Raw genomic sequence first — 8,939 nt, 5'->3', positions numbered from 1 at the left:
TTAGGCGGCGTGCCCGGCTGCCCAGTCGACGAGTTGCTCGGCCTTCCAGGTGTTGACCACCTTGTCGGCCGGCACGCCGCAGAGGGCGGCGCGTTCGCAGCCGAAGCGTTGCCAGTCGAGCTGGCCCGGGGCGTGCGCGTCGGTGCTGATGGTGAAGACGCAGCCAGCCTCGAGGGCCTGCCGCAGCAGTCGCTTGGGCGGGTCCTGCCGCTCGGGGCGAGAGTTGATCTCGACGGCCTTGCCGTGCTCGGCGCACGCGGCGAACACGGCCGCCGCGTCGAAGTCCGACGGCGGGCGCAGCCGCTTGCGGTGGCCGGTGTCGCCGGGGCCCTCGGCGCCCGCCGGCCGGTTGGCCACCATCCGGCCGGTGCAGTGGCCGAGCACGTCCATGTGCGGGTTCTCGATCGCGCGGAGCATGCGCCGGGTCATCCGGGCGCTCTCGTCGCGCAGGCCGCTGTGCACCGAGGCGACGACCACGTCGAGCCGGGAGAGCAGCTCGTCGGTCTGGTCCAGTGAGCCGTCGGCGAGGATGTCGACCTCGATGCCGGTGAGGATCCGGAAGCCGGGCGGCAACGCGTCGTTGACCGCGGCCACGTAGTCGAGCTGCCGCTTCAGCCGGTCGGCGGTCAGGCCCCGGGCCACCTTGAGCGACGGGGAGTGGTCGGTGAGCACGACGTATTCGTGGCCGAGCTCGACCGCGGCGAGCGCCATCTCCTCGATCGGCGAGCCGCCGTCGGACCAGTCGGAGTGCGTGTGGCAGTCGCCCCGCAACGCCGACCGCAACGCGGCGGCCGCGTCGTCCAGGTCGACGCCCTCGGTCGCGAGCAGCCGTCGGAGGTAGACCGGCTCCTCGCCGGCCAGCGACTCGGTGACGCACCGAGCGGTCACGTCGCCCACGCCCGACAGCTCGGTGAGCGTGCCGGCGGCGGCCCGCTGGGCCACCTCCTCGGCGGGGAGCCCGCTCAACGTCTTGGCCGCGGACCGGAACGCCCGGACGCGGTAGGTCGCCTCGTTGGCCCGTTCGAGCAGGAACGCGATGCGCCGGAGATCGGCGACGGGATCACGCGCGGTCGTCACGCACCGAACCTACTTGCCCGTGAGCCCGGCCACCGACCCCGGTTGGATAGCGTGGGAGACATGCGCACGATCGATTGGGTCGACGGGGTGGTCGAGATCATCGACCAGACGCTGCTGCCCGGCCGGCTGGAGGTCCGCCGGATCAGCACGGTCGAGGAACTGGTCGACGCGATCCGCTCACTCGCGGTCCGGGGCGCGCCGGCGCTCGGTGTGGCCGGGGCCTACGGGGTCGCGCTGGCGGCCAAGCAGCACGGCGGCGACGCCGAGCGGTTGCGGTCCGCCGTACACCTGGTGACGACGGCTCGGCCGACGGCGGTCAACCTGGCCCGCGGTGCGCGCCGGGCGGCGGCGCGCCTGCCGGAGGGTTTCGACGCGGTGCTGGCCGAGGCCGACGCGCAGCGCGACGAGGAGATCGCCGCGTCGGCCGCGATGGCCGGCCGTGGCGCGGACCTGCTGACCGAGCTGTGCGGCGCGGCACCCCGCGTGCTGACCCACTGCAACACTGGCGCGCTGGCCGCGGTCGTCGGTGGCACGGCGCTGGGCGTGGTCGCCGAACTGCACCGGCGCGGCACGCTCGGTCCGGTGATCGCCAGCGAGACGCGGCCGCTGCTGCAGGGCGCGCGGCTGACGGCCTGGGAGCTGAGCCAACTCGGGGTCGACTTCCGCGTCGCGGTCGACGGCGCCGGTCCGTTCCTGATGGCCCGGGGCGAGGTCGACGCGGTGGTGCTGGGCGCCGACCGGATCTGCGCCAACGGCGACACGGTCAACAAGGTGGGCACCTACGCGCACGCGCTCGGCGCGCGCCGGGCCGGCATCCCGTTCGTGGTCGTCGCGCCCGAGACGACCGTCGACGCCGACACCGCCAGCGGCGCGGACGTCGAGATCGAGGACCGCGACGGCGCCGAGGTGATCTCCGGTGTGCCGGCTGTCAACCCGGCGTTCGACGTGACGCCGCACGACCTGGTGACCGCGATCGTCACAGATCGTCGAGTAATCCGCCTGGACCGCGGGGAGCGGGTCTGACGACGGTCACCGTCGACCGGTCGGCCGCGACCGCCCGCACCCAGCCGCCGGCCCGGCCGAGCCGGAGCAGGGCGTCGGGGCGGGCGGGGATCTCCAGCGGCGCGGCCATCGGTGCCGGCCAGCCGGCGCGCATCGCGTGACCCGGCGCCAGCCAGGGCAGCAACGCGGCGATCGGGTCCGGCGCGTCGAGCTTGGCGCGGGCGTCCTGCAGCGCGGCGATGATGCCCTCCAGGGCCGGCCCGACCGCCGGCGCGTTGCCACCGCACATCGCCGCGATCAGCTCGGGCCGGGTTGCGGCAACGCGGGTGCCGTCGCGGAACGAACCCGCCGCCAGGGCGCCGGCCAGCGGATCGGCCGCCGCGGCAGCGAGCGCGGTGGCCAGCAGATGGGGTACGTGGCTGATGGTGGCGACCGCCCGGTCGTGCTCCTCGGCGGTGGCCGGCACGACCCGGGCGCCGAGCCCGATGACCAGTTCGGCGAGGTCGAGCCAGTCGGCCAGGGAGGTGCTGCCGGGCTCGAAGCAGAGCACCCAGGCGCAGTCCCGGAACAGGTCGCCGTCGGCCGAGGCGAAGCCGGAGCTCTCCTTGCCGGCCATGGGATGGCCGCCGACGAAGCCCGCCAGGCGCTGGTGGCGCCCCTGCAACCGCTGCTCGACCAGCATCCGCACGGGGGCCTTGACCGAGGTCACGTCGGTGACCAGCCCGCTGTAGCCGGTGGCGGCGATCTCGTCGAGCACCCTCGGCAACGCCGGCAACGGGACCGCGACGACCACCAGGCGGGCGCCCGCCACGACGTCCCGGATCGTGCCGGTGACCTGCCAGCGGGCGTTCTGCGGGGCCCGGGCCGCGGCGGTCCGGGCGGTGGCCCGCGTGGCCGGGTCGGCGTCGTAGCCGAGCACGCGGTGCCCCTGTGCGGCCAGGGCGCGCAGCGCCGACCCGCCGATCAGACCCAACCCGATCACCGCGATGTCCACGCGAGCGACTCTCGCACACCGCCGGCCCTCCTCGTGGGCGGTGCCGGCGCGCCGACGCCGTTCGCGTTTCGCGCGGCGGTTGGGCGGGATTAGGCAATCGCCCATATACCGTGTCTCCGTGACATTTAGGGGCAAACTCGCGGGTCTCATCGCGTCTGTCGCCGCCTCCGCGGCGTTGCTGTTGCCGGGCGCACCGGCCCTGGCCGTGGTTGCCAAGGTGACGCCCGACCCGCTGCCGACCTTCAACGGGACGGTGCTGGCGACGGCGTACGCCGGTGACACGCTCTACGTCGGCGGCGATTTCACCAGCGTGAGTTCCGGCGGCCGGACGTTCGCGCGGAGCCGGCTGGCCGCGGTCAACGCGCGGACCGGTGCGTTGCTCGGCTGGGCGCCCGCCGCGGACGGCTCGGTCCGCGCGATCGCGGTGTCCGGACGCGCGGTCTTCGTCGGCGGCGCGTTCACGGCGATCAGCGGTGTGCGACGCGACAGCCTGGCGCGGCTCGACGCCGGCTCCGGTGCGGTGCACAACTCGTTCAAGCAGTCGCTGACCGGCATGCCCTACTCGCTGGCCGCGGTCGGCGGCCGGCTCTACGCAGGCGGGTCGATGACCAGCCTCAACGGCCAGTCGATCGGCCGGCTGGCGGCGTTCGACCAGAACACCGGCGCGGTGGTCGCCGGGTGGCGGCCGAAGGCGAGCGGCAGCGTCAACGCCGTGGTCGCGGCCGGGCGGCGGATCTACGTCGGCGGCAGCTTCGGCTCGGTCAACGGCGCCACCGGCACCCGCAACCTCGCGGCGCTCACGACCGGCGGATCCGTCGACACCGGGTTCACGTCGCGGGCGAGCGACATGGTGCGCGGGCTGGCGGTCGGCGGGTCGGGCATCTACGCCGCGATGGGCGGGCCGGGCGGCCGGCTCGGCGCGTTCACCACGTCGGGCGTCGGTCGCTGGACCCTTACCATGGACGGCGACGCGCAGGCGGTCGTGGTCCTCGACCGGGTGGTGTACATCGGCGGCCACTTCGACAACGTGTGCAAGTCCGCGCGGACCGGTGACAAGGGTTCGTGCCTCGACGGCAACACCCGGCGGATCAAGCTCGCCGCGGCGAACGAGTCGGGCGGTGCGCTGCTGCCCTGGGCCGCCGACGGCAACGGGTCGAGCGGGGTGCACACGATGGCCGCCAGCCCGCGGCTGCACAAGTTCGTCGCGGGCGGAGCGTTCACCACGATCCGCGGCGCCGCCCGGGCCCGACTCGCGCAGTTCGGCTGACCCTTACGCTAGGGGGACAGGTCCGAGAGAGGGGTTTGCCGTGGCGCAGGAGGCGATGCCGCCCACCGGCGCTCCGCGTATCCCGCCATCGGGCCTGTTCCCGTCCGCGCGGAGCCGGCCGACGTTCCGCGAGCCGCATCCCGTGCGCGGTGGCGCGGTCGCCGCCGGGGCCGGTGCCGGCGCCGTCTGGCTGCTCGCCTTCGGCGTCGTCGACTCGACGGTGCGTGGGTACGCGTACTGGACGCTGCTCGCCGGCGCCATCGCGTGGCTGGTGTCGTTGCTGCTCGGCAAGCTCGGCGACCGGGGTGTGGCCGTCGGTGTCGCGGCCGCCACGGGGCTCGGCTGGAGCATCGCCGGGGTCGTCGTCGGCGTCACCTGGTTCACCAGCGGGAACTGGCCACTTTGGTGACCTGCCGTGTTCGTCCCGCGACCTCTCGTGGCCGAAAAGCCGCACTGCGTAAGGGATCCGCTGCGCAGTGCGACCGCCCTTGACTACCGCTCGAGCATCGGAGACGCTGCCGCCATGGCTTGGAAAGTGCAGCGGCTTGACCCCGAGCGCAGCCGCCGCCGGATGCAGCTGCTTGCCGAACTCGCTGGAGCGAAGTCGGTTCGTGAGCGCAGCCAGCCACGCCGCTTACAGGGCGACAAGCTCCGCGAACTGATCGCAACGCGCCGCCGGCTCGCCAGCTGAGCCGTCCCTCTTCGGGGCGTTGGCCGCGTTGCCGCCGGGCTGACCGGCTACCGTCACGTCTGTTGGTTTTCTGGGAACAAGCGCCGGTGCACGGCGGCGGCCGCACCGGGGTCTTTGGGGGGCATGGGCCGTGTCGTACTTCGCCGCTGCCGCGGTCCGCGGCGCAACCGGCTGGACCGCCGCAGAGGTCAACCTGAACGGCGTCGCCGACATCGAAGAGGCCGCCGACCGGCTCCGCGACGTCGACCTGGACGCCGACATCTCGCTGCTCTTCGTCGAGTCCGACGACACCTATCTGGTCGTCATGCGCCTCGACGAGGGCGAGGACCTGCGGATCTTCGGCTCCGACTCCGCGTTCGCCGAGGAGTCGCGGCTGGGCGCCCTGCTGGTCGGCGACATCAAGGCGCCGGCGATCGAGATCGACGAGGTGGTCGAGCAGAGCGCCGACCCCGACAAGCCCGCCGCGGACCCCGACGCCGACCCGGTCGGCGACGCCGACCTGCTCGCCGACCTGGGTGTGCCGGCCCGCCGGCTGCTCGAGCTGTGCGCACACGACGGCCTCTTGCCCGCCGATGTCACCGCCGAGATCTGCCAGCTGATCGGCTGCGGCGACGAGGTCGAGGAGCTACGGGAGGCGTGACGGCGCCACGGCGCGACCGCCACGAGGAATGGATGCGGCGGGCGCTGCACGTCGCCGCGGACGCGGCGGCCACCGACGCGGCCGACGTGCCGGTCGGTGCGGTGCTGCTCGACGCGGACGGCAACGAGCTAGCGGTCGGCCACAACGAGCGGGAGCTGACCGGCGACCCGACGGCGCACGCCGAGATCGTGGCGATGCGGCGGGCCGCGGCGGCGCTGGGCACCTGGCGGCTGGAGGGGTGCACGCTGGTCGTCACGCTGGAGCCGTGCACGATGTGCGCCGGCGCGTTGGTGCTGGCGCGCGTGTCCACGCTGGTCTTCGGGGCGTGGGAACCCAAGACGGGCGCGGTCGGCTCGCTCTGGGACGTCGTGCGGGACAGGCGGTTGACACACCGACCCGAGGTGTACGGAGGTGTGCTCGCCGCCGAGGCCGCGGACCTGCTACGCGGCTTCTTCCGGCTCCGCTAGCGCCGGCCTGGCCAGGGTTGCGGCAACCTCGCGGGCGGCCGGCGTCCACTCGGTCGGGCGCATGGTGCGCTGATCCAGGCGGACGATCGAGCGGCGGCCCTCGGCGTGCACCGTCGCGCCGTCGGCCGACGTGATCCGGAAGCCGTACACGCCGCTGGTCTGGCCGAACTTGTCGATCCAGAAATGGATCAGGACGTCGCCCGTGCCGCGGATCGGCGCGCGGTAGCTGATGCTGAACTCGACGACGGCGTGGAAGACGTCGGGCGCGGTCGGCCGGCCGTTCGCGATCGAGAAGCCGTGCTCCTCCCAGTAGGCGGACAGCGCGCGTTCCAGCAGCACGGCATAGCGGGCGTTGTGCACGATGCCCATCTGGTCGAGGTCGTCGTAGTGGATGCGGACCCGCTCGAGGTGGCCGTACTCCAGAACGTTTGTCGTCATCTCTCACGCCTCCGGCAGCAGGTCGGGATCGGTTGCTAGGGAACGCAGTCGGTCGCGGGCCGCACGGCGCGCGTAGCGGTAGGCGACCTCGGGGGAGAGCAGGAGGCGGGACTTCATCACCGCGGTGAGCGCGAACGACTCGATCTCGTACGCCAACTGGCGGGTGTCGGTGGTGGCGACCAGCTCACCGGCGGTCACCGCTTGGCCGGCCAGACCCTCGACGAACTCCTCCCACACCTCGAAGAGCTCGGCCAGGCGGTCGCGGATCGGCCCGGGGCGGGCGCTGAACTCGAACTGGACCTTGGCGAAGAAGCAGCCGCCGGGCAGCACGCTCGACTCGTAGAAGCGGATCCGGTGGTCGTGCAGCGACCACAGGCGGCGGACGCCGCGGGGCGCCTTGAGCGCGGGGCGGGTGACGTGGTCGCGGAACTGCTCGGCGGCCCGCTCGACGGTGGCGAGCTGCAGCTCTTCCTTGGAGCGCCAGTGCGCGAACAGGCCGGACTTGCTGACGCCGAGGTCGGTGGCGAGCTGGGCGAGCGAGAGGCCGTCGAGGCCGTCCTCGGTGGCCCGGGCGACCGCGCGGTCCAGCACGGCCGCCCGGGTGCGGTCACCGCGTGCGATGCGTCCGTCGATCGTCACCCCGCTACCGTACGGGATTTGCGACCGACCGTTCGTAAATATTGTTGTGGCGCACGTCTCTTCGCGGGCCCTGCTCAGGCGATCGCGGTGTCCAGGGCGATCTCGACCATCTGGCCGAAGGTCTGCTCACGCTCCTGCGAGGTGGTCTGCTCGCCGCGCTTGATGTGGTCGGAGACCGTGAGCAGGGTCAACGCGCGGGCGCGGAAGCGGGCCGCGATCGTGTAGAGCGCCGCCGACTCCATCTCGACCGCGAGCACGCCGTAGTTCGCGAGGGCGTCGTAGAGGTCGGGGCGGTCGGTGTAGAACGCGTCGGCGGCCAGGATCGGGCCGACCCGCATCGGGATGCCGCGCTGCTCGGCCGTCTCGACGGCGGTGCGCAGCAGGCCGAAGTCGGCCACGGGGGCGTAGTCGATCAGGCCGTCGAACCGGGCGCGGTTCATGTTGGAGTCGGTCGAGGCGCCGCTGGCCGCGATCACGTCACGGAGCTGCAGCTCGTCGGCCAGGGCGCCGCAGGAGCCGACCCGGATCAGCGTCTTCACGCCGTAGTCGTTGATCAGCTCGTGCGCGTAGATCGACGCGGACGGCATGCCCATGCCGGAGCCCTGCACCGAGACGTCGACACCCTGCCAGCGCCCGGTGAAGCCGTACATGCCGCGCACCTGGGTGTAGCACTTGGCGTCGTCGAGGTAGGTCTCGGCGATCCACTTGGCGCGGAGGGGGTCACCCGGCATGAGGACGCGTTCCGCGATGTCGCCGGGTTCCGCGCCGATGTGAATACTCATGCGGGCGATACTGCCAGGTCCGAGAGTTGCCGGCGCCGCCGCGCCGGGTGGTCTGGGGGTCGGGTACCCTACTCGGCGGTGGTGTGTCCGAGTGGCCTAAGGAGCACGCCTCGAAAGCGTGTGAGGGTTTACGCCCTCCGCGGGTTCAAATCCCGCCGCCACCGCCAGTAGCAGGGCAAACGCCCGGCAGCGTGAGTCACGCGGCCGGGCGTCGCTCGTTGTGGTCTCAGTTTCGGTCTCAGTTGCCTATCAGGATGCCTCTCTGAGCGTCCCTGCGGACCCGTCGTTCGGCCCGTCGGGCTCCCAGAGCAGACCGCCCACCCGCTTCGCTACGTCGCGCTGAACGTGCTTCGTGACGTGCTGGTATCGGCGGGCCATACCGGAGTCGGACCAGCCCATGATGCCCATCACCGCGCGCTCGGCGACGCCAAGAATCAGCAGGACCGTTGCGGCCGTGTGTCGGGCGTCGTGCAGCCGCCCGTCCCGTATGCCTGCCCGCACGAGTAGGCGCTTCCATTCCGTGTAGTCGGTTCGCGGATTCAGCGGCTGTCCGGTCGGCGTCGCGAATACCCATCCGCCGTCGGTCCAAAGCTGGGCGGCATTCTCGCGCTCGGCCTCCTGCTCTTTTTGATGCCGTTCGAGTAAGGCGACTAGTTCGTCGGGCACTCCGATGTTGCGGCGTCCCGCCCGCGACTTCGTATCCGCTGTTTCTTTCCGGAGTGGCACCCGGTCGGGGCAGTGACCGCCGAGCTTCCGACCGCACGGGCTTTTGCAGCCATGTCGCCACCGCGGGCGTTGTCGCGCTCGGCGTACGGTGAGCGACCCATTTGCAAGGTCCACGTCCGCCCATTTGAGCCCCAACACTTCACCCTGCCGGAGACCGAGTGCCAGCGCGATAGCCCAACGCGCGCTATTGCGCCGGTCGCCCGCGGCGAGAAAGAG

Annotated in this window: 12 protein-coding genes and 1 tRNA gene; 7 read left to right on the top strand and 6 right to left on the bottom strand. The window is 72.5% G+C overall.

The features are described 5' to 3' along the window. Entirely contained in the window at positions 1 to 1,077 is a 1,077-nt protein-coding gene (locus Air01nite_RS39750) for a PHP domain-containing protein (protein ID WP_203708589.1), read from the bottom strand. Between the two features lie 60 nt (positions 1,078 to 1,137). Between Air01nite_RS39750 and mtnA the strand changes: the two genes are divergently transcribed. Then, positions 1,138 to 2,100 (top strand): S-methyl-5-thioribose-1-phosphate isomerase, encoded by a 963-nt coding sequence (gene mtnA, locus Air01nite_RS39745; protein ID WP_203708588.1) that lies wholly within the window; start codon positions 1,138 to 1,140, stop codon positions 2,098 to 2,100. Here mtnA and Air01nite_RS39740 read toward each other — a convergent pair. Beyond that, positions 2,054 to 3,178: a prephenate dehydrogenase/arogenate dehydrogenase family protein gene (locus tag Air01nite_RS39740; protein ID WP_373310575.1), complete on the bottom strand. Its 1,125-nt coding sequence runs from the start codon at positions 3,176 to 3,178 to the stop codon at positions 2,054 to 2,056. The genes mtnA and Air01nite_RS39740 overlap by 47 nt on opposite strands. 13 nt (positions 3,179 to 3,191) lie before the next feature. Here Air01nite_RS39740 and Air01nite_RS39735 point away from each other — a divergent pair, with 13 nt between their 5' ends. The 5 genes from Air01nite_RS39735 to tadA all read left to right on the top strand — a co-directional run bounded on the left by Air01nite_RS39735 (position 3,192) and on the right by tadA (position 6,138). Further along, a complete protein-coding gene (locus Air01nite_RS39735) occupies positions 3,192 to 4,340 on the top strand; it encodes an NHL repeat-containing protein (RefSeq protein WP_203708586.1) in 1,149 nt (382 codons plus the stop codon). A 55-nt stretch (positions 4,341 to 4,395) separates the two neighbouring features. Next, positions 4,396 to 4,749 carry a hypothetical protein gene (locus Air01nite_RS39730; protein ID WP_203708591.1) on the top strand — a complete coding sequence of 118 codons (354 nt, stop codon included), beginning with the start codon at positions 4,396 to 4,398 and terminating at the stop codon, positions 4,747 to 4,749. Positions 4,750 to 4,863: 114 nt separating this feature from the next. Continuing rightward, positions 4,864 to 5,031 (top strand): hypothetical protein, encoded by a 168-nt coding sequence (locus Air01nite_RS39725; protein WP_203708585.1) that lies wholly within the window; start codon positions 4,864 to 4,866, stop codon positions 5,029 to 5,031. Positions 5,032 to 5,161: 130 nt separating this feature from the next. After that, complete coding sequence (locus tag Air01nite_RS39720; protein WP_203708584.1) at positions 5,162 to 5,671, top strand: tRNA adenosine deaminase-associated protein; 510 nt, start codon at positions 5,162 to 5,164, stop codon at positions 5,669 to 5,671. Continuing rightward, positions 5,668 to 6,138: a tRNA adenosine(34) deaminase TadA gene (tadA, locus tag Air01nite_RS39715; RefSeq protein ID WP_373310574.1), complete on the top strand. Its 471-nt coding sequence runs from the start codon at positions 5,668 to 5,670 to the stop codon at positions 6,136 to 6,138. The genes Air01nite_RS39720 and tadA overlap by 4 nt, the downstream gene beginning before the upstream one ends. Here the strand turns inward: tadA and Air01nite_RS39710 are convergent. The 3 genes from Air01nite_RS39710 to deoD form a co-directional block, all read right to left on the bottom strand. Then, complete coding sequence (locus Air01nite_RS39710) at positions 6,112 to 6,576, bottom strand: acyl-CoA thioesterase (RefSeq protein ID WP_203708583.1); 465 nt, start codon at positions 6,574 to 6,576, stop codon at positions 6,112 to 6,114. The two genes, tadA and Air01nite_RS39710, sit on opposite strands and share 27 nt — an antisense overlap. 3 nt (positions 6,577 to 6,579) lie before the next feature. Continuing rightward, positions 6,580 to 7,215 carry a TetR/AcrR family transcriptional regulator gene (locus Air01nite_RS39705; RefSeq protein ID WP_203708582.1) on the bottom strand — a complete coding sequence of 212 codons (636 nt, stop codon included), beginning with the start codon at positions 7,213 to 7,215 and terminating at the stop codon, positions 6,580 to 6,582. 74 nt (positions 7,216 to 7,289) lie between these two features. Then, entirely contained in the window at positions 7,290 to 7,997 is a 708-nt protein-coding gene (gene deoD / locus Air01nite_RS39700) for a purine-nucleoside phosphorylase (protein WP_203708581.1), read from the bottom strand. 77 nt (positions 7,998 to 8,074) lie between these two features. On the opposite strand from deoD, the gene Air01nite_RS39695 reads away from it, so the two are divergent. Next, positions 8,075 to 8,164 (top strand) — tRNA-Ser (locus Air01nite_RS39695). An 82-nt stretch (positions 8,165 to 8,246) separates the two neighbouring features. Here Air01nite_RS39695 and Air01nite_RS39690 read toward each other — a convergent pair. Further along, a partial coding sequence (locus Air01nite_RS39690; protein ID WP_203708580.1) for a tyrosine-type recombinase/integrase occupies positions 8,247 to 8,939 on the bottom strand: 693 nt, incomplete at its 5' end.

It is taken from the genome of Asanoa iriomotensis, assembly GCF_016862515.1.
In the GTDB taxonomy this organism is placed as follows: Bacteria; Actinomycetota; Actinomycetes; order Mycobacteriales; family Micromonosporaceae; genus Asanoa; species Asanoa iriomotensis.
The sequence above is the reverse complement of the archived record's forward strand: the minus strand, read 5'-3'. Positions and strand labels throughout refer to the sequence as shown.

Excerpts from the sequence above, each read along its gene's own strand:
- mtnA (WP_203708588.1), top strand. The coding sequence starts at position 1,138 with ATGCGCACGATCGATTGGGTCGACGGGGTGGTCGAGATCATCGACCAG.
- Air01nite_RS39740 (WP_373310575.1), bottom strand. The coding sequence starts at position 3,178 with ATGGGCGATTGCCTAATCCCGCCCAACCGCCGCGCGAAACGCGAACGG.
- Air01nite_RS39730 (WP_203708591.1), top strand. The coding sequence starts at position 4,396 with ATGCCGCCCACCGGCGCTCCGCGTATCCCGCCATCGGGCCTGTTCCCG.
- Air01nite_RS39725 (WP_203708585.1), top strand. The coding sequence starts at position 4,864 with ATGGCTTGGAAAGTGCAGCGGCTTGACCCCGAGCGCAGCCGCCGCCGG.
- Air01nite_RS39710 (WP_203708583.1), bottom strand. The coding sequence starts at position 6,576 with ATGACGACAAACGTTCTGGAGTACGGCCACCTCGAGCGGGTCCGCATC.
- deoD (WP_203708581.1), bottom strand. The coding sequence starts at position 7,997 with ATGAGTATTCACATCGGCGCGGAACCCGGCGACATCGCGGAACGCGTC.